The 18966-nt window shown below is 74.2% G+C and carries 13 protein-coding genes; 6 read left to right on the top strand and 7 right to left on the bottom strand.

Translation table 11 applies throughout. The features are described 5' to 3' along the window. Nucleotides 1–174: 174 nt before the first annotated feature. From PVK37_RS03930 to nagA, 3 genes are all read left to right on the top strand, one after another. Nucleotides 175–1104, top strand: coding sequence for an SIS domain-containing protein (locus PVK37_RS03930; RefSeq protein WP_275032336.1), 930 nt, complete (start codon nt 175–177; stop codon nt 1102–1104). Nucleotides 1105–1175: 71 nt separating this feature from the next. Beyond that, entirely contained in the window at nt 1176–2117 is a 942-nt protein-coding gene (locus PVK37_RS03925; protein WP_275034943.1) for an ROK family protein, read from the top strand. Further along, complete coding sequence (nagA, locus tag PVK37_RS03920; protein ID WP_275032335.1) at nt 2114–3223, top strand: N-acetylglucosamine-6-phosphate deacetylase; 1110 nt, start codon at nt 2114–2116, stop codon at nt 3221–3223. Before PVK37_RS03925 ends, nagA begins: the two co-directional genes overlap by 4 nt. 109 nt (nt 3224–3332) lie before the next feature. On the opposite strand, the gene PVK37_RS03915 is transcribed toward nagA, so the two are convergent. Further along, entirely contained in the window at nt 3333–5687 is a 2355-nt protein-coding gene (locus tag PVK37_RS03915; RefSeq protein ID WP_275032334.1) for an AAA family ATPase, read from the bottom strand. Nucleotides 5688–6407: 720 nt separating this feature from the next. Here PVK37_RS03915 and PVK37_RS03910 point away from each other — a divergent pair. Together PVK37_RS03910 and PVK37_RS03905 are read left to right on the top strand one after the other, a co-directional pair. Further along, entirely contained in the window at nt 6408–9290 is a 2883-nt protein-coding gene (locus PVK37_RS03910; protein ID WP_275032333.1) for an alpha/beta fold hydrolase, read from the top strand. Then, nucleotides 9290–10177: an ABC transporter permease gene (locus PVK37_RS03905; protein ID WP_275032332.1), complete on the top strand. Its 888-nt coding sequence runs from the start codon at nt 9290–9292 to the stop codon at nt 10175–10177. The genes PVK37_RS03910 and PVK37_RS03905 overlap by 1 nt, the downstream gene beginning before the upstream one ends. Before the next feature lie 8 nt (nt 10178–10185). Here the strand turns inward: PVK37_RS03905 and PVK37_RS03900 are convergent, their stop codons facing one another. Then, the gene (locus PVK37_RS03900; protein ID WP_275032331.1) at nt 10186–11556 is read right to left on the bottom strand and encodes a CBM96 family carbohydrate-binding protein; all 1371 of its coding nucleotides are present in this window, start codon (nt 11554–11556) and stop codon (nt 10186–10188) included. Nucleotides 11557–11701: 145 nt separating this feature from the next. Here PVK37_RS03900 and PVK37_RS03895 point away from each other — a divergent pair, with 145 nt between their 5' ends. Continuing rightward, nucleotides 11702–12532 (top strand): peptidoglycan recognition protein family protein, encoded by an 831-nt coding sequence (locus PVK37_RS03895; RefSeq protein WP_275032330.1) that lies wholly within the window; start codon nt 11702–11704, stop codon nt 12530–12532. Nucleotides 12533–12617: 85 nt separating this feature from the next. Here PVK37_RS03895 and PVK37_RS03890 read toward each other — a convergent pair whose 3' ends face one another. Genes PVK37_RS03890 through cpaB form a run of 5 tightly spaced genes read right to left on the bottom strand, consistent with a single transcriptional unit; the run spans nt 12618 to nt 18943 of the window. Then, on the bottom strand, nt 12618–13553 hold the full coding sequence (locus PVK37_RS03890) for a type II secretion system F family protein (RefSeq protein WP_275032329.1): 936 nt from the start codon (nt 13551–13553) through the stop codon (nt 12618–12620). Nucleotide 13554: 1 nt separating this feature from the next. Next, nucleotides 13555–15630 (bottom strand): type II secretion system F family protein, encoded by a 2076-nt coding sequence (locus tag PVK37_RS03885; RefSeq protein WP_275032328.1) that lies wholly within the window; start codon nt 15628–15630, stop codon nt 13555–13557. Beyond that, on the bottom strand, nt 15627–16967 hold the full coding sequence (locus tag PVK37_RS03880; RefSeq protein WP_275032327.1) for a TadA family conjugal transfer-associated ATPase: 1341 nt from the start codon (nt 16965–16967) through the stop codon (nt 15627–15629). The genes PVK37_RS03885 and PVK37_RS03880 overlap by 4 nt, the downstream gene beginning before the upstream one ends. Then, nucleotides 16964–18142, bottom strand: a complete 1179-nt coding sequence (locus PVK37_RS03875; protein ID WP_275032326.1) for a CpaE/TadZ family protein — start codon at nt 18140–18142, stop codon at nt 16964–16966. The genes PVK37_RS03880 and PVK37_RS03875 overlap by 4 nt, the downstream gene beginning before the upstream one ends. An 18-nt stretch (nt 18143–18160) precedes the next feature. Beyond that, nucleotides 18161–18943 carry a Flp pilus assembly protein CpaB gene (gene cpaB / locus PVK37_RS03870; protein WP_275032325.1) on the bottom strand — a complete coding sequence of 261 codons (783 nt, stop codon included), beginning with the start codon at nt 18941–18943 and terminating at the stop codon, nt 18161–18163. Nucleotides 18944–18966: the final 23 nt, after the last annotated feature.

The following is an 18966-nucleotide window of genomic DNA, read 5'->3' as shown; positions in this document are numbered from 1 at the left end:
ACGGAAGGTGATTGGTTGCGTGCACAGTAGTGCGCGAAACTCGGTACGCGCAAAACCTTGGTCTGCGCGATCCGGTAGGTGGTTGCCAGAACCCCCGGACTTCGCGCAGAATAACGCTCGAAACATAGCCGTAACGAGCCGTATTGCGCACAGTCTCCCCTGCGAGGAGTTCTCATGGCGTACGTGGACGCGGAGATCGCGAGCCAGCCCGACTGCTGGCGGGAGGCGGCGCACCTCGCCCCGACCGTCACCGACCGGCTGCCCCGCCCCGGCGAGCGGGTGGCCGTCGTCGGCTGCGGCACCTCCTGGTTCATGGCCGCCGCGTACGCCGCCCGCCGGGAAGCCGCCGGCCAGGGCGAGACCGACGCGTTCCAGGCGTCCGAGTTCCCCGCCGGCCGCCGCTACGACCGGCTCATCGCGATCACCCGCTCCGGCACCACCACCGAGGTCACCGAGCTGCTCGCCGCGTTGGACGGGCAGGTGCGGACCACGGTCATCGCCGGCGACCCGGACTCCCCGGCCACCCGCATCGCCGACGACGCGGTGCTCCTGCCGTTCGCCGACGAGCGTTCCGTGGTGCAGACCCGGTTCGCCACCACCGCCCTGGCGCTGCTCCGCGCCCACCTCGGCGACAACGTCTCCGCGCTCGCCGCCGACGCCGAGGTGGCCGTCCGCGCACCGCTGCCGCTCGACCCGACCCGGGTGGAACAGGCCACCTTCCTCGGCCGGGGCTGGACCGTCGGCCTCGCCCAGGAGGCCGCGCTGAAGTGCCGGGAGGCGGCGCTGTTCTGGGCCGAGGCGTACCCGGCCATGGACTACCGGCACGGGCCGATCTCCATCGCCGCACCGGGCCGGCTGGTCTGGGCGTTCGGCGAGATCCCCGACGGACTCGCCGAGGACGTCGCCGCCACCGGTGCCGCCTTCGTGCACAGCCGCACCAACGGCTGCCGGACGGTACTGGGCCGGTGGGCCGCCGGACGTAACCCGGTCGACCCGATGGCCGACCTGATCCTGGCGCAGCGCTTCGCGGTGGCGCTGGCCACCAGCCGGGGTCTCGACCCCGACGCACCCCGGCACCTGTCCCGCTCCGTGGTGCTGGCGTGACCGCTGGCCCACCCGCCACCACCCCCGGTGACGCCGGTCCGCCGTCCGCCGTCCGCACCGCGGCCGATCCGCTGGAAACGGGCCCCGGCGACGCCGGTCCCGTCGTGATCGCGTTGGACGTCGGCGGGACGGGCATGAAGTGCGCCCTGGTCCGCCCGGACGGCAGCGTCGTACACGCCGAACGGCACCCGACCGGGGCCGAGCGCGGCCCGGACGCGGTGGTCGACACCATCCTGGACGTCGCCGACGGGCTGGCCGGCAAGGCCCGCGCCGACGGGCACACCCCCCGGGCCGTCGGCATCGCCGTACCCGGCGTCATCGACGAGGCCGCCGGGATGGCGGTCTGGTCGGCGAACGTGGGCTTCCGGGACGTACCCCTGCGGGACCTGGCGGTGGCGCGGCTCGGACTGCCCACCGCGCTCGGCCACGACGTGCGCGCCGGGGGCCTCGCCGAGGCCCGGCTGGGCGCCGGCCGGGGCACCGCGCACGTGCTGTTCGTCGCGATCGGCACCGGGATCGCCGCCGCCCACGTGGTCGACGGGTCGGCCGCCGTCGGCGCGCACGGCGCCGCCGGGGAGATCGGCCACATCCTGGTACGCCCCTGCGGCCCGCGCTGCGGCTGCGGACGCACCGGCTGCCTGGAGGCGATGGCCTCGGCCGCCGCCATCGGCCGCCGGTACGCCGAACTGGCCGGCGTGCCCGGCAGCACCGCCGCCCAGGTGGCCGAGCGGGCGGTGGCCGGTGAGGAACTGGCCCGGGAGGTGTGGACCAGCGCGGTGGAGGCGCTCGCCGACGGGCTCGCCACCGGCCAGGCGCTCTTCGACGTGCAGGCGATCGTCCTCGGCGGCGGACTGGTCCGGGCCGGACGGCACCTGCTCGACCCGCTCCGCTCCGCGCTGCGGGAACGGATGACCTTCCACCGGGAGCCGCGACTGGTCGCCGCCACCCTCGGTGACGAGGCCGGCTGCCTCGGCGCGGCCCTCCTCGCCCTCGACGCACTGGAGAACCGATGACCCTGCGGGTGAACGGCAAGGTGGTCACCCCCACCGGGGTGATCCGCCAGGGCTGCGTGGAGATCGACGGGGACCGGATCCGCGCGGTCGCGGAGTACCCGTCGGTGCGCGACGGCCACTGGATCGTCCCCGGCTTCGTGGACATGCACACCCACGGCGGTGGCGGACACACCTTCACCACCGGCGACCCGGACGCGGCCCGGCAGGCCGCCGCGTTCCACCTCCGGCACGGCACCACCACGCTGCTGGCCAGCCTGGTCAGCTCCCCGTACGAGCTGATGCGGGCGGCCACCGTGGCGTTCGCGCCGCTGGTCCGGGAGGGGGTGCTCGCCGGCCTGCACTTCGAGGGCCCGTACCTCGCCACCGCGCGCTGCGGGGCGCAGAACCCGGAACACCTCCGCGACCCGTCGACGGCGGAACTGACCGAGCTGATCCGGCTCGGCGACGGTGCGGTACGCATGGTCACCCTGGCCCCCGAGCGGGCCGGCGCGCTGGAGGCGATCAGGCTGCTCACCGGGGAACGGGTGGTCGCGGCCATCGGCCACACCGACGCCGGCCACGAGCAGACCCGGGCCGCGATCGCGGCCGGGGCGAGCGTCGGCACCCACCTGTTCAACGGCATGCGTCCGGTGCACCACCGCGAACCCGGTCCGGTGGTCGCCCTGCTCGCCGCCCCCAACGTGGTCTGCGAGCTGATCCCCGACGGGGTGCACCTGCACGACGGGATGCTCACCTTCGCCACCTCGGTCGCCGGTCCGGAACGGACCGCGCTGGTCACCGACGCGATGGCCGCCGCCGGCATGCCCGACGGCGGGTACGAACTGGGCGGCCAGGCGGTCACCGTGGCCGACGGGGTGGCCCGGCTGGACCGGGACGGCGCGATCGCCGGCAGCACCCTCACCATGGACGCCGCCCTGCGGCACGCGGTGGCCGCCGGGATCGCCCTGCCGGACGCCTGCCGGATGGCCGCCACCACCCCGGCCCGCGCCATCGGCCTGGGCGACCGGGTCGGCGCGTTGCGGGCGGGCCTCCGCGCCGACCTGGTGGTCCTCGACGACGACCTGAACGTGCTCCGGGTGATGCGCGGCGGCACCTGGCTGGACTGAACCGATCCGCGACCGGTCCCCGGTGGCGGCGGCCACCACCCGCGTCCGCCCGGCCCGGCTCCGGCGGCGCTGCCGCGTGTCGGTCCGGCCCGGCTCCGGCGGGGCCGGGTCAGCCCTGCCGGTCGGCGGCGTACGCGGCCAGCCAGGCGACCTGGGCCGGGTCCAGGGACGGCCGGATCCGCGCGCGGGCCTGCGCCACGTGCGCGGCGGTGACCGTGGAGGCGGTCAGCGACTCCCGCATCGCGGCGAGCGCCGCCTCCCGGACCAGCGCGGCGCAGTCCGCCGCCGAGAAGCCGTCCAGCGCCTCGGCCAGCGGGGCGAGGTCCACGTCCCCGGCGAGCGGCACGTTGCGGGAGGCGGCCCGCAGGATCTCCACCCGGGCGTCCGCGTCCGGTGGCGGAACGTAGACCAGCCGCTCCAGCCGTCCGGGCCGCAGCAACGCCGGATCGACCAGGTCGGGCCGGTTGGTCGCGCCGACCACCACCACGTTGCGCAGCGCCTCCACCCCGTCCAGTTCGGTCAGCAGGGCGGCGACCACCCGGTCCGTGGTGCCGCCGTCGGTGGCCTGGCCGCGTACCGGGGCGAGCGCGTCCACCTCGTCCAGGAAGATCAGCGTCGGGGCGGCCTCGCGGGCCCGGCGGAACAGTTCCCGGACCGCCCGTTCGCTCTCCCCGACCCACTTGGACAGCAGTTCCGCGCCCTTGACCGAGAGCACGTTCGCCCGCCCCGAACCGGCCAGCGCGGTGACCAGGTACGTCTTGCCGCAGCCCGGCGGCCCGTACAGCAGCACCCCGCGTGGCGGCTGCACCCCCAACCGGGCGAAGGTGTCCGGGTAGGTCAGCGGCCACAGCACCGACTCGGTGAGGGTCTCCTTGACCTCGACCAGGTCCCCGACGTCCTCCAGGGTGACGGTGGCGATCTCCAGCGTGGAGGACACCATCGAGGTGGGGCGGACCACCTCCCGGGCGGCGGTGAAGTCCGCCATCGCCACGGTCGGCGTGTCGGTGTCCTTCTGCCGCAGCGCCGCCCGTACCCCGGCCTCGCGGACCAGGGCGGCCAGGTCGGCGGCGACGAAGCCGGGGGCACGGGCGGCCACCTCGTCCAGCCGGACGTCGGCGGCCAGCGGCATCCGGCGGGTCAGCACGGTCAGCTGCTCCCGGCGCAGCGCCGCGTCGGGCAGCGGCACGTCGATCCGCAGGGAGAGCAGGTCCGGGGCCCGTAGCGCCGGGTCGAGCGCCTCGGGACGGCTGGTGGTGCAGACCACCGCCGCCCCGGCCCGTACCGTCTCGGCGATCACCTGCCGGACGACGGTGCCGAGCGGGCCGGGCTGGTCCGCCGGGGCGAGCGCCTCCACGTCGGTGACCAGCAGGACGGCCGCCCCGTCGGCGCGTACCGAGGCGGCGGCGTCGCGGAGCCGTTCGGCGGCGGCCTGGTTGGTCAGCGCCGCCAGTTCCGGCGCCCAGACCGGGCGGACCCGGGCCCGTACCTTCGCGGCGACCGCCCGCACCAGCGCCGACTTGCCCGACCCGGCCGGCCCGCTGACCAGTACGCCCAGCGACACCGTGGTGCCCAGTTTGCCGAGCACCTCGTGGTGGTGGAAGCCGAGGTCGAGCAGTTCGGTCAGCTCGTCGGCCTGGGCCCGCAGTCCGGGTAGCTCGTCCACCTCCGGTGCCGGCTCCTCGGCCCCGACGGTGCCCGTGGACCCGCCCTCGAAGCCACCGGCCGCTCCGGCCCCGACGGGGTTCGCCGGCCCGGCGGTGGTGCCGTGGCCCGGTCCACCCGCGCGGGTACCGCCGGCCGTGCCGACCGCTGTCCCGCCGGGCGTGCCCGCTCCGCCGGGCGTACCGTTCGCCGGGCCCCGGCCGAGGGCAGCCGGAGAGCCGTGGGTGACCGGACCGTGCTCCCAGCCGACCACGGTGTCCATGGTGACCAGCGAACCGGAGCCCGGCTCCACGGTGACCACGGTGAGCAGGGCACTGGTCCAGGCGTACCCGACGGTGTTGGCGAGGCTGCGCCGGGCGGCCTCGACGAGCGCGCGGACCGGGGTGCCCGGCTCGACGTCCTGGGGGAGCAGCGAGACGTCGTCCCCGGCGGTGACCACCTTGCCGAGCAGCGCGAGCCGCAGCATCTCCGGCGACACGACGGCGACGATCTCGACCGGTCCACGCAGCGTCACCCGTCCGGCCGCGCTGACCGGCAGCGGGCTGACCGTGACCTGGCCGCCGTCCCGGACACCCAGGTTGCCGAGAATCAGGTCGTCGGCGTACAGCAGGCCGGTGCCGGCCCCCGGATCGGCCTTCGCCACGATGCCGGCGGTCTGTCGTCGGCCGGTCAGCCGGACCGGGTCACCGGGGCGCAGGGCCAGTGCGGTGAGCACCTCCGGGTGCAGCCGGACGACGCCCCGGCGGGCGTCCAGCGCCGCCGGACGCAGGCTGGCGATCAGGGTCAACTCGGGTTCTGCCACCCGCCCGAGGGTAGCCGCCACCGTCCGCCCGGCCCGGATGCGCAGACCGCCCCGCCCCGGAATGCGCGGGCCGCGCGGACCGTCCCGGCCCGGACGCGCGCGGACCGTCGGGGGCGGCGCGCGCCCCTGCTGGGTCTGTCCGGAACCGTTCGGGGCCGCCGGGTCGGTGGTGGTGCGGACCACCGACCCGGCGGCCGGCCCGAGGGTGCGCCCGGCCCGGCACGTCACCCGCCGTCGGCGGCGGTGGTCCGGACGCCAGACGGGGTGGGGCTGCGGGCAGGGCTGGTCACTGTCCCGGGTCTCGTGCGCCGGACCGGAAATCTACCTGTCGGTGTGCTGTCCGCCCGGCCCCCGAGTGGACGTGGTGTCCCACTCCGGCCCGTCAGTGACGAAGCGTAAACGTTCAGGTGCTTCAGGTTGCGAAAGCGGGGGTGGGATGGTGTCATCTCATGGGTTTCGGGGGAAGATTCGGAATTCACGAAACACGAATTCAACCCACCATGTTGCGATAGGTCCTGCGCGGTCGACCAGGTGTGCACCGCCGATCGGGCCGGCCGTACGGACGTACGGCTGATCTCATCGTCTGATCCACCCGATGTCGGCGACACCGCCGTGCCCCGGCGGGCGCGACACCACCGTTTCGCCTGCATCGTGCGACTCCGGAGCCTTGTCGAGATCATCTCAGCCAACGCTCAGGATCAACGACGTACCGTGTGCTCCATGCCAAAGCTGTCGGCCGCGCGAATCCGGCGCGCCCTGCCCACCGGCCGCCGGCTGGTCGCCGCCTCCGTGGCGACCGTGCTGGTCGCCGCGACCGTCGGCTGGGCGGTGTGGCCGGAGCAACCGTCCTTCACCGTCAGGTCCGCGCTGCTGCCGGTGCCGGCCGGCCCGACCGGCGGCGAGCCGGTGCCGCTGGACACCTCCTTCTTCCTGCCCGAGGACGCGTCGGCCGACCGCAGGGTGCCGGCGGTGCTGCTCGCGCACGGCTTCGGCGGCACCAAGGACTCGGTCCGCACCGACGCCGAGGAACTCACCGAGCAGGGGTACGCGGTGCTCACCTGGACCGCGCGCGGCTTCGGCCGCAGCGGCGGGCAGATCCACCTGAACAGCCCCGACCACGAGGTACGCGACGCCCAGCGGCTGCTGGACTGGCTGGCCACCCGCCCCGAGGTGCGTACCGACGCCGAGGGCGACCCGACGGTCGGAGTGGTCGGCGGCTCCTACGGCGGCGGGCTGGCCCTGCTGCTGGCCGCGCAGGACCAGCGGGTCGACGCGATCGTGCCCATGATCACCTGGAACGACCTGCCCCGCGCCTTCCTGCCGGAGAGCACCGGCCGGCCGCCCACCGACGGGGTCTTCAAGAAGGGCTGGGCCGGGGTCTTCTTCGGCAGCGGCGCGGCACCCACCGGACTGGCCGGACTCACCGGAGCGGACCCGGCCGCCGGCGGCGCGGACGCGGAGAACGGGACCGCAGACGGGCGGCCCGCCCCGGACGCGCCCGCCTCCCAGGACGTCCCGCCGTCGACCGCCGCCCCGGGCGTGCCGCCGCCGACCGCCGACCCGGCCTGCGGTCGGTTCGCCGCCGACGTCTGCGCCGCGTACCTGCGGATCGCCGCGACCGGCCGGGCCGACCAGGCCGCCGTGGACCTGCTGCGCCGGTCCAGCCCGGCCCCCGTACTGGACCGGATCAAGGCCCCGACCCTGCTGGTGCAGGGCGAAGCGGACAGCCTCTTCCCGCTCGCCGAGGCGGACGCCAACGCGCGCGGCATCGCCGCCACCGGCACCCCCGTCCGGGTCGCCTGGTTCACCGGCGGACACGACGGCGGCGACGGCCCGAAGACCGACTCGGACCGGGTGAAGTACCTGACCGTGCAGTGGTTGAACCACTACGTCAAGGGTGAGGGCGACGCCCCGGGCGACGACTTCACCTGGTCCCGGATCGCCGGCTTCGACGCCCTCGACCGGGGCCTGGTGGCGACCGGCTACCGCACCACCGAGTACCCGGGCACCGCCGGCGACCAGCGGCGCGAGATCACCGTGACCGGGCCCGCGCAGCCGGTCGCCAACCCGCCCGGCGGCAACCCGGCGGCGATCTCCTCGGTGCCGCTGGCCGGCGCGTTCTCCAGCCTGCTCGACGGCATCGCCGGCGACCTGCCCGGCCAGCACGCCCGGTTCGACTCCGCCCCGCTGGACGAGGCGGTCGACGTGGTCGGCGCGCCCACCGTCAGCATCCGGGCCGCCTCCCCGACCGGTGAGGCCGTCCTCTTCGTCAAGCTCTACGACGTCGACCCGAACGGCGCGGCCAGCCTGCCCAACGGCCTGGTCGCCCCGGTCCGGCTCACCGGGCTGCCGGAGCGGATCGAGCAGGCCCAGCCGGTCACCGTCACCCTGCCGGCGATCGTCCGCCGGATCGAGGCCGGGCACCGGGTCCGGATCGTCGTCGCCACCAGCGACCAGGCGTACGCCACCCCGGCCGAGCCGACCGTGCACACCGTCGCCCCGGGCGACGGGCCGGTGGTGCTGCCCACCGTGGCCGGCGACCCGATCCCCACCACCGCCACCGTCTGGCGTTGGGTGCTCGCCGGGCTGCTCGCCACCATCGTGGTCGGGCTGGTCGTGGTCGTCGCCGTGCTGCGCCGCCGGCACCGCCGCCAGGACAGCTCGATCCACCCGGCGTACGCGGGCACGCCGCTGGCCGTCCGGCAGCTCCGCAAGGAGTACGCCGACGGCTTCGTCGCCGTGTCGAACGTCGACTTCGAGGTGCACCCCGGTCAGGTGGTCGGGCTGCTCGGGCCGAACGGCGCCGGCAAGACCACCACCCTGCGGGTGCTGATGGGGCTGACCCAGCCCACCGCCGGGGAGATCTACGTCTTCGGGCACCGGCTGGTCCCCGGCTCGCCGGTGCTGTCCCGGATCGGCGCGCTGGTCGAGGGGCCGGGCTTCCTGCCGCACCTGTCCGGCCTGGAGAACCTCAAGGCGTACTGGCGGGCCACCGGACGACCGGAGGCGGAGGCGCACTTCGAGCAGGCGTTGGAGATCGCCGGCCTGGGCGCGTCCGTGCACCGCCGGATCAAGAACTACAGCCACGGCATGAAGCAGCGGCTCGCCATCGCCCAGGCCATGCTCGGCCTGCCGGAACTGCTGGTGCTGGACGAGCCGACCGACGGGCTGGACCCGCCGCAGATCGCCGAGATGCGCCGGGTGCTCCAGCGGTACGCCACCGACGGCCGGGCGGTGCTGGTCTCCAGCCACCTGCTCGCCGAGGTGGAACAGACCTGCACCCACGCGGTCGTGGTGAACAAGGGCCGGATCGTGGCGTCCGGGCCGGTCGACGAGATCGTCGGCGAGTCGCCCAGCGTGCTGTTCGACGTCACCGACCCGGCCGCCGCCCGGACCGTGCTGGAACGGCTGGACGGCGTCCGGGTGCTGCCCGACTCCAACGGTCAGCTGGTGGTGGACACCAACGGCACCGCCCGCAGCGAGGTGGTCGCCGAGCTGGTCCGGGCCGGTGTCGGGGTGGACCGGGTGGTGCCCCGGCGCCGCCTGGAGGACGCGTTCCTCGCCCTGGTCGGCGAGAACTCTCGGGGAAGCGGGGACCGGTGATGGCCGACACGACCACCAGGCCGAAGGAGGCGGGCGTCGGGGCCGCCGCCGGCTACCGCCCGTCGGCGACCCTGCCGTTCTGGGCCGAGTTCCGCCGGCAGGCGTCCCGCCGCCGGACCCAGCTGGCGCTCGGGTTCATGGTGCTGCTGCCGCTGATCATCCTGATCGCGTTCCAGTTCGACTCCGGGGACGACGACGACAACGGCGGCGGCGAGTTCGCCAGCCTGGTCGAGTTCGCCACCACCGGCGGGCTGAACTTCACCCTGTTCACCATCTTCGTGTCGGCGTCGTTCCTGCTGGTCGTGGTGGTGGCGCTGTTCTGCGGGGACACCGTGGCCAGCGAGGCGAGCTGGGGAAGCCTGCGCTACCTACTGGCGATCCCGGTACCCCGGGCCCGGCTGCTGACGGTGAAGCTGCTGGTCGCGCTGGCGTACTCGGGGCTGGCCCTGCTCACCCTCGCCGGTACCGCGCTGCTGGTCGGCACCCTCCGGTACGGCTGGTCGCCGCTGCGCAGCCTGGTCGCCGCCGAGCTGCCACCCGGCGAGGGGCTGCTGCGGCTGCTGGCCGTCCTCGGGTACCTCGCGGTCGTCCTGCTGGTGGTGGCCGGGCTGGCGTTCCTGCTGTCGGTGACGACGGACGCGGCGCTCGGCGCGGTCGGCGGGGCGGTGCTGCTGTGGATCCTGTCCAGCATCCTCGACCAGATCACCGCGCTCGGGGCGATCCGCGACTTCCTGCCCACCCACTACAGCACCGCCTGGCTGGGGCTGCTCTCCACGCCGGTGCAGACCGACGACGTGGTGCTCGGCTGCATCTCGGCGATCTGTTACGCCACCCTGTTCTGGGGCCTCGCCTACTGGCGCTTCACCCGCAAGGACGTGACGAGCTGACCTGCCGCTCAGTGGCAGGTGCTGGTGCCGGCCTCGCTGAAGCTGTGACCGGTCGGCGCGAGGAACCGCCACCGGTACTCGGTGGGTAGCAGGGTCAGCCGGAGCACGCCGTACACCGCGCCATTGCGGACCTCACTGTTCGGCGCGACGGTGCCGAAGTCCGGTGTCAGGACCCGACCTCCGGTACCGACGATGAACTGCCGGATGCCGCGCACCGGGTCGGCGGCGCCGGTGGGGTCCTGCGGGGCGAAGCGCTCGTACTGGTGGTTGTGCGCGTTGAGCACGACCTCCGCGCCGGCGTCGTACAGCGCCTGGTACAGCGGCCGGAGCTGCGGGTAGGTCCGGTTCCCGGAGGCGAACAAGGGATGGTGCCAGTAGGCGAGCGTGCAGCGGGCCGAGTGGGCGGCGAGGTCGGCGCGGAGCCAGCGTTCCTGCTCGGAGCCGACCCCGCATCCGCCTACCTCTGAGCAGTTCGAGTTGAGCACCACCACGTGCCAGGTGTCGACGGTGTACGAGTACCAGCCCTTGCCGACCGGGCCGGCCGCCGCCCCGAAGTAGTTCCAGTAGGGGGTCGCGCCCGGCGTCAGGTACTCGTGGTTGCCGACCGCCGGTCGCGTCCGGGCCCGGTGGCGTCCCCAACTCGGGGTGTAGCAGGCGGCGAACTCCTCGGAGGTGCCGCGTTCGTACGCCAGGTCGCCGAGCGCCGCGACGGTGCCCGGTTCGACGTCCAGGATTCCGGCGGTCGCCTCGTCCCATGGGGTACGGCAGTCGGCGATGTCGCCGGCGGCGAGCAGTGTCGTCTCGGCCGTGCCGGGGGTGCCGCTGTAGACGATCAGCCGGGGACCGACGATGCCGCTCTCCCGGCTGGTGTAGTACGCCCCGTTCGGGTTGGTGGAGACGATGCCGAAGCTGATCACCCCGTTGCCGGTGACCGCTACGGTCACGTCGGCCTCGTAGACGCGGCCGGCCGCCACCGCACCGAAGTGGGTGACCTCGGCGTTGTCCAGCAGTGTCGGGCGGGTGGCGTAGGTGACCGTGCTCTCCGACCAGGTGGAGGCGACCCGGAACACGTGGCCGCCCTGCGGGCTCCCCGCGTAGTCGACCGTCCGGGTCTCCATCCGTAGCCGGGCATGGGTGACCGGTTTGGTGAGGCCGGTGACCGCGAAGGTCAGGTAGCTGAGCCGGTCCGGGCTGCCGGCGACCACCAGTTGTAGCTGGCTGTTGTAGTTGGTGCCGGGCGAGGCCGCGTTGACGTACGCGTCCTGGCTGGCCGGGAAGACAGACGTGCTCAGATCCTGGGCGGCGACCGGTGCGACGAGCCCGACGCCGACGAGGACGGTGGAGCAGACGCTGATACCGAGTGCCCTGAGGAATCGCATGGACAAGTGGACTCGGGCCGGCGTGAACGTCGCGTCGCTGCGTGTCGACGGGGGTTGATGCCCCGGTGCCGGTCCGCGCGGTTGACTCGGAGGACGCCCGGCGAACACCGCCGGCCACGACCCGCGAACGCGGACGGAGTCAACCGTGAGAGTCCCCGGAGTGCCGTTCGTCCAGGGCCGCAATGCCTACACCGACCGGGACGGTCTGAAGTACGGCATCGCGATCCACGCGACCGACAACAACGCCACCGCCGCACAGGAGGCGGACTACGCCACCCGGCGGACCGACGGCGTCAGCGCCCACTTCTACGTCGACGCCACGACGATCATCCAGTCGCTGGACACCGACGCCCGCGCCGGCCACGCCGGTTCGGGTACCGGCAACGAGAACGCGATCGCCATCGAGATCACCGGGACGGACGGTAGCTCCCGCCAGTGGTGGCTCGACAACGTCGCCTGGGACCGGCTCGCCGGGGTGGCGGCGATCCTCTGTCGGGCATACGGCATCGCGCCGCGCCGCGCGACCGTCGCCGAGATGAGGACGAACCCCCGGGTCCGTGCCTTCTACGGCCACAACGACATGCGCCTGGCCTGGGGCGGCACCACACACACCGACCCCGGCCCGAACTTCCCGTGGGACCACCTGCTGGCCACCGTTTCGGCGGCCATCGACGACAGTGAGGAAGACATGACACCTGCCCAGTTCCTGGCGATCCTTCAGGACCCCGCCGTGGCCCGCACCATGCGCGCCCTGCCGTGGCAGTACGTCGGCGGGGGCATCCCCGCCAACTACTCCACCCTGAAGGTGCTCAACGACACCTTCGTGAACACCCAGACCCTGATCGGCCGCAACATCAGCGAAGAGGTGGTCCGGGGGGTGCTGGCGACGCTGACGCCGGAGGCCATCGCCGCCGCGATCCCGCCCGACCTGGCCGCGAAGGTCGCCGACGAACTGGCCCGCCGACTCGCCACCTGACAGCGAGGACGTCCGACCGCGGCCGGCGAGGGGCGGCGTCCGTCCAGGGTGTACGCCAGCGCGGTGCTGGTGGCGGACAGTCCACTCAGGAGAAGAGTCCGCTGTCCAGGATGTTGATCACCCCGGGTCCGAGCACCACGATGAACAGCGCCGGGAAGAGGCAGAAGATCAGCGGGAAGAGGATCTTCACCGGCACCTTCCGGGCCTGCTCCTCGGCGTACTGCTGACGCCGGATCCGCATCTCCCGCGCCTGCTCGCGCAGCACCTTCGCGATCGGCACCCCCAGCTCGGTGGCCTGCACGACGATCGCGCAGAACGTCCGCAGCTCGACGACCTTCGTCCGCCGGCCCAGGGCCCGCAGCGCCTCGGCCCGGGTCATCCCGAGCCGGATCTCCTGGAGCGTACGGGCGAACTCGCTGGCCATCGGGCCTCGCCCGTACTGGGTGACCTGCGCCAGCGCCGCGTCGAAGCCCAGCCCGGCCTCCACGCTCACGGTCAACGTGTCCAGGATGTCCGGCAACGAGCGGCGGAGCTGTTCCTGCCGCCGGTCGCCGAGCTGGAGCACCACCAGATCGGGTACGTGGAACCCGACCGCCGCGCCGGCCAGCGCCCCGAGCAGCGCACCGGTCACCCCGCCCAGCGGCAGGCCGGCGGCGAACCCGGCGACCGCCCCCGCGACCAGCCCGACGCCCTTCAGCTCGTAGACCCGCTCCACCGTCCAGTACGGCGGATTGCCGGCGTGGTCGAGCTGCCGGCGCAGCCGGTCGAGCACCCCGGCCGGGGTCAACGTCCGACCGAGCCGGGCCAGCCGGGCGGCCAGCGGACCGGCGACCCGGGTGCCGAACGCCTCGTCGGCCGGACCGGCCGAACCGGGGGAGTACACCTGGTCGATGGCGCTCAGGCCGCGCGCCACCCCGGCCCGGCCGAAGCTCGCCGAGACCACCGTGACCACCACCAGCGCCAGCCCCACGAACAGCGCCGCCGCCGCCCCGAACAGGACCGTCGTCGCGTCGACCGGCATCTCAGGCCTCCACCTTCACCACGCGGCTGATCCAGACCGTCCCGACGACCAGCAGCACCACCCCGACCAGCAGCATCGCCAGCCCCAGCGGGTCACCGAGCAGCGGAGCCATGTACTCCCGCCGGAACACGAACATGAACAACCCGAGCGCGATCGGCAGCCCGACCAGGATGTACGCCGACAGCCGGCCCTCGGCGCTCAACGACCGCACGTGCCGGTGCAGCCGGGACCGCTCCCGCATCGTCTCCACCGTGGTCTGGAGCACCTCGGCCAGGTTGCCGCCGACGTCGCGGTGGATCCGGATCGCCATCACCACCCACCTGAGGTCCTCGCTGCCGGTCCGGTCGGCCACCCGTTCGAGCGCCTCGGCCAGGTCGGCCCCGAGCCGGTGCTCGGCCAGCGCCCGCCCGAACTCCGCCGACACCGGCTCCGGGGCCTCCCGGGCCACCGCGTCGAGCGCCTGGCCGAGCGACAGGCCGGACCGCAGCGAGCTGGTGACCAGTTGCAGCGCCTCGGGAAGCTGCTCGGTGAACCGGGCGGTCCGCCGGTCGGCCCGCACCGACCGGTACAGCCGGGGGGCCAGCCAGCCGGCCGGCAGACCGAGGACCAGGCCGACCCAGCCGAGCACGGTCACGCCCAGCGCGCCCCCGGTCACCACCGCGCTGGCCTGGAGCAGCACCCACTCGTGCGGGCGCAGCCGCAGCCCGGCCCGTTCCAGGGACAGGGCGATCCGGGTCTCCAGGTTCCGGGACCGGACGAAGGATGCGCTGGCCGCCAACGCGGTCCGGGTCAGGGCCGTCCCCGCCGGCGCGGGCGGGGCCACCGGCGCGCCGCCGGCCGGCCCGAACCGGGCGAGCTGCTGGATCCGCGCCTCGTTGTCGGCGCGCGGCCAGGCCAGTACGAGCACCAGCACCAGCAGGCTCAGGAAGAACGCGCCGCCGGCCGTCCACAGCGCCCAGGGCGGCAGCGGCAGCGCCGGCTCCCCGGCCAGGGTGGTCGCCGGGTCGCGGGCCGGGGCGGCGAAGCGTACCGGCACCGAGGTCGACACCGGGTTGCCGGCGGCGGTCACCGTGACGGTGAGCGTGGCGTCCCGGCGGGCCAGCTCGTCGGGTACCCGGGCCTCCACCGCCAGGACCAGCGAGAACGTCCCGGCCGCGGCGCGGAACCCGGCGGTCAGCGCGGCACCGTCGGCGGCGGTGAGCAGGGTTCCGCCGCTGGCCCGGCTGAGCGTCCGCAGGTTGTCCCGGCCGTCGGCGGTCGCCTGGAACGCCACCACGTCGGTGGGCAGTTCGGCGGCGCGCAGCTCGGCGGTGAGGACGTCCAGTGCCACGCTCGACGCGGTGTCCTCCCCGTCGGAGAGGACCAGCATCCGGCGGTCCGTCCCCGGCCCGAAGCCGGCCCGTTCCAGCACGGTGCGGCCCAGCCGTACGCCGCTGTAGAGGGCGGTGTCGCCGCGGGCGGCGAGCCGGTCCAGCGCGGCGGTGAAGGCGGCCCGGTCGGCGGTGGGGCGGAGCAGCACCTGCGGCTGCCCGGCCACCGCGATCAGCCCCAGCTGCACGTCGTCGGGGAGTTCCGTGGCGAGGGCGCGCGCGGCGGAGCGGGCCGCGGCGAGCCGCGCGCCGGCCACCGACCCGCTCACGTCCAGTACCACCAGCAGGGCGCGCGGCGGCAGTTCCCGGACCGACCGGCTGGCCCGCGCGGCCTCTGCCGGCAGCACCGTTCCGCCCACCGCGACCCGGACCGTGGCCGGGTCGAGGGTGGCGTCACCGGGCAGGTCCCGGGCGGTGAGCAGGAACCGCACCACCCCGGGCGCGGGTTCCAGGCCGGACACGGTCAGCCCGGCGTCGGCCCGCGCCGGCCCGACCGCCCCGGCCAGCACCGTGACCAGCCCGACGAGCGCGACGACCAGGGTACGGCCCAGCGCCCGGCCGCCGGGGCGGCCTGCCGCCCGGCCCTCGGGGCGGCCCGTCGGCCGGCTCCCGGCGCTGCCTGCCGCCCGGCTTCGGGCGCTGCCTGCCGCCCGGCTTGCGGGGTCGCGTTCCGCCCGGCTTCCGGGGTTGCGTTCCGGTCGGCTCATCGCAGTGTCGAGGTCAGGCCGAAGGTGGCCGGGTCGACCATGATCCCGGCGTCGGCGAGCTTCTCCAGGAAGTGCGGGCGCAGCCCGGTGGGGTGCAGCAGCCCGCGGGGCCGGCCGTGCTCGTCGGCGCCGGCCCGGAAGTCGTACACGAAGATGTCCTGGAGGCTGATCACGTCGCCCTCCATGCCGAGCACCTCGGTGACGTGGGTGACCCGGCGGCTGCCGTCGCGCAGCCGGCTCTGGTGCACGATCAGGTCGACGGCCGAGGCGATCTGCTCCCGGATCGCCCGGATCGGCAGGTCCATGCCGGCCATCAGCACCATCGTCTCCAGCCGGGACAGCGAGTCCCGGGGCGAGTTGGCGTGCACGGTGGTCAGCGACCCGTCGTGGCCGGTGTTCATGGCCTGGAGCATGTCCAGCGCGGCCCCGTCCCGGACCTCACCCACCACGATCCGGTCCGGCCGCATCCGCAGCGCGTTGCGGACCAGGTCCCGGATGCTCACCTCGCCCCGGCCCTCGATGTTCGGCGGCCGGGACTCCAACCGGACCACGTGCGTCTGGTGCAGTTGCAGCTCCGCCGCGTCCTCGATGGTGATGATCCGCTCGTCGGCCGGGATGAACTGGGACAGCACGTTCAGGGTGGTGGTCTTGCCGGTGCCGGTACCGCCGCTGATCAGCACGTCCACCCGGCCCCGTACGCAGGCGGCGAGGAGGTTCGCCACCGGGCGGGACACCGTGCCGAAGGTGACCAGGTCGTCCATGCCGTACGGGTCGGCGGCGAACTTCCGGATGGTCAGCTTCGCGCCGTCCACCGCGACCGGCGGCAGGATCGCGTTGACCCGGCTGCCGTCCGGCAGGCGGGCGTCCACCATCGGGCTGCTCTCGTCGACCCGCCGCCCCACCCGGGCGACGATCTTGTCGATGATCCGGCGCAGGTGCTCCTCGTCGACGAAGGCCGCGTCCACCGGCAGGATCTGCCCGAACCGCTCCACGAAGATCAGCTCCGGCCCGTTGACCATGATCTCGCTGATCTCCGGGTCGCGCAGCAGCGGCTCGATCGGGCCGTGCCCGAGGATCTCGTCACAGATGTCGGAGATGACGCGGCTGCGGTCGGCCGGGGTCACCGCATTCTCGTCCCGGCCGAGGACGGTCAGCAGGGTCTCCCGGACCCGCCACTCCAGCACCTCGGCGGAGCGCTCCTGGTACAGCTGCGGACCGAGGATCTCCTGGAGTTCCTTGTGTACCCGGCGGCGCAGTTGGGCCAGCGGGCCGGTGTGGGCGCCCGGCCGGCGCTCGGGTGCCCGCTGGTGCCGGCCGAGGCGTTCGCTGAGGCTCACCGCCGGCCACCCCGACCCAGCAGGCTGCGGAGCCGGCCCGGTCCGGGCCGGTCCGACCCGCCGGCCAGGCGGGCCGAGGCGAACTCCTGGATCGCCCGGCTCACCGGATGCTGCGGACTGTCGAGCACGATCGGCACCCCTCGGTTGATCGACACCGGGACGTCCCGGTTGGACGGCACGTGCGCGGAGATCGGCACCCGGATCACCCGCTCGATGTCGGCGGCGGTCAGCCCGACCTTCGCGTCGGACCGGTTCAACACCACCAGCCGCTGCTCCTTCGGCAGGTCGAGCAGGTCGAAGGTGTCCAGGGTGATGCGCAGGTTCTTCAACGCCGGAATGTCCGGTGTGGTGAGCAGCAGATGCAGGTGCGACCCGTCGAGGGCGGCCAGCACCAGGTCGTTGAACTGCGGCGGGGTGTCGATCACCACGAAGTCGAACATCGCCCGCGCCAGGGTGAGCAGCCGGGTGACCAGCTCCTGGTTGACGCGTTCCCCCTCGGTCGGCCCGGTCGGCGCGAGCAGCGCGTCCAGCCCCGGCCGGTACGGCACGAACAGGCTGCGCAGCGTCCGCTCGTCCAGCCGCCCGGCCAGGTCCGCCACGTCGGCCAGGTTCCGCCCCGGGTTGAGCTGCAACATGATCGCCACGTCACCGAAGGCCAGGTCCAGGTCGATCAACCCGACCCGGCGGCGGCCCCCGGCGGCCAGGGCGACCGCCAGGTTGGTGGCGAGGGTGGTCTTGCCGCAGCCGCCCTTCGCCGCGAAGACGGTGATCACCCGGCCGGCGGCCCCGTCGCCGTTCCCGGCCGTCGGCGCGACCGGCGTGAGGTGCCGGGACACCTCGATCGAGCGGGAACAGGCGGCCAGCAGCGCCACCGGGTCACCGACCGGCACCACCTCCCGTACGCCGGCGCGCAGCGCCTCGCCCAGCACGTCCAGCTCCACCGACGCGCGGACCAGCACCACGCCCAACCCGGGCCGGTCCACCCGGTTCCCGGCCGCCAGGCTCATCGCCTCACCCAGCTCGACGCCCGGCCCGAGCACCACCAGCCGCTCGCCGGGCAGGTCGGCCAGGAGCCGGGTCAGGTCGGCGAGGGTGGTCACGATCAGGGTGTCGCCGCCGAGGTAGGCCGCGAACTGCTGGGCGTCGCGCCGGTGCGGCTCGTACAGGATGGTCATGGTGCGCTCCCGACCGCGCTACTGGAAGATCGAGGTGACACCGCCGGCGGTGTCGGTGTTCTCCACCCCGGTCCCGGGGCGGACGGTGACCGTGTCGGTGAGCAGACCGAGATAGAGGCTGCCGGTGTTCAGCCCGAGGATCAGCCGCTCGGCCTCCTTCTGGTCGACGGCCAGGGTGAGCAGCAGCGTGCCGTTGGTGCTGGTGCCGCCGGCCGCCGCGGTGGAGCCGCCGTCGGCGTTGGCCCGGGGCGGGGTGTACGTGCCGACCGCCATCACCTCGACCTTCGGCAGCAGCAACCGGGTCCGTTCGATCTTGCTCTCGTTGCCGTCCTTGTCGACCAGCTTGTAGGTCAGGAAGATCGCCACCTGCGCGCCGGGGCGCACGTAACCGGCCACCTGCTGCGGCGCGCCGGTCTGCACGGTGACCGCCATCTTCCCGTCGGGCAGCGACAACCCGCTGGTGACCTGGCTCTGCTCGCCGAAGTTCGCCTTCAGCAGCACCTGGCCGGGCGCGATGTTCGAGGTGAGGACGAGCTTGTCGTACTCCGCGCCGACCGCCGGCAGCGCGGTGCCGGGCACCGACGACCTCGGCATCCGCTCCAACCGGACCAGCTCCTCGGCCCGGATCCGCGCGCCGGTCGTCCCCGCCGGGATGCGCTCGACGGCGATGGCCACCGTCACCGCGTCGGTGAGCGCCGCCCGGGCCCGGGAGTCCGCGCTGAGCGCGTAGTACAGCACTCCGGCGGTGCCGAGGGCGGCGACCAGCACCGCGAGGGTGATGGTGAGGATGCGACGTGTCATGGGGGAGCCTCTGTCGTGGGTTT

The sequence above is a fragment of the Micromonospora cathayae genome (assembly GCF_028993575.1).
GTDB classification, from domain to species: domain Bacteria; phylum Actinomycetota; class Actinomycetes; order Mycobacteriales; family Micromonosporaceae; genus Micromonospora; species Micromonospora cathayae.
Note: the sequence above shows the minus strand (reverse complement) of the source record. Positions and strands in the feature narration are given on the sequence as shown.

Excerpts from the sequence above, each read along its gene's own strand:
- PVK37_RS03890 (WP_275032329.1), bottom strand. The coding sequence starts at position 13,553 with ATGCCGGTCGACGCGACGACGGTCCTGTTCGGGGCGGCGGCGGCGCTG.
- cpaB (WP_275032325.1), bottom strand. The coding sequence starts at position 18,943 with ATGACACGTCGCATCCTCACCATCACCCTCGCGGTGCTGGTCGCCGCC.
- PVK37_RS03905 (WP_275032332.1), top strand. The coding sequence starts at position 9,290 with ATGGCCGACACGACCACCAGGCCGAAGGAGGCGGGCGTCGGGGCCGCC.
- nagA (WP_275032335.1), top strand. The coding sequence starts at position 2,114 with ATGACCCTGCGGGTGAACGGCAAGGTGGTCACCCCCACCGGGGTGATC.
- PVK37_RS03900 (WP_275032331.1), bottom strand. The coding sequence starts at position 11,556 with ATGCGATTCCTCAGGGCACTCGGTATCAGCGTCTGCTCCACCGTCCTC.
- PVK37_RS03885 (WP_275032328.1), bottom strand. The coding sequence starts at position 15,630 with ATGAGCCGACCGGAACGCAACCCCGGAAGCCGGGCGGAACGCGACCCC.
- PVK37_RS03910 (WP_275032333.1), top strand. The coding sequence starts at position 6,408 with ATGCCAAAGCTGTCGGCCGCGCGAATCCGGCGCGCCCTGCCCACCGGC.
- PVK37_RS03930 (WP_275032336.1), top strand. The coding sequence starts at position 175 with ATGGCGTACGTGGACGCGGAGATCGCGAGCCAGCCCGACTGCTGGCGG.
- PVK37_RS03875 (WP_275032326.1), bottom strand. The coding sequence starts at position 18,142 with ATGACCATCCTGTACGAGCCGCACCGGCGCGACGCCCAGCAGTTCGCG.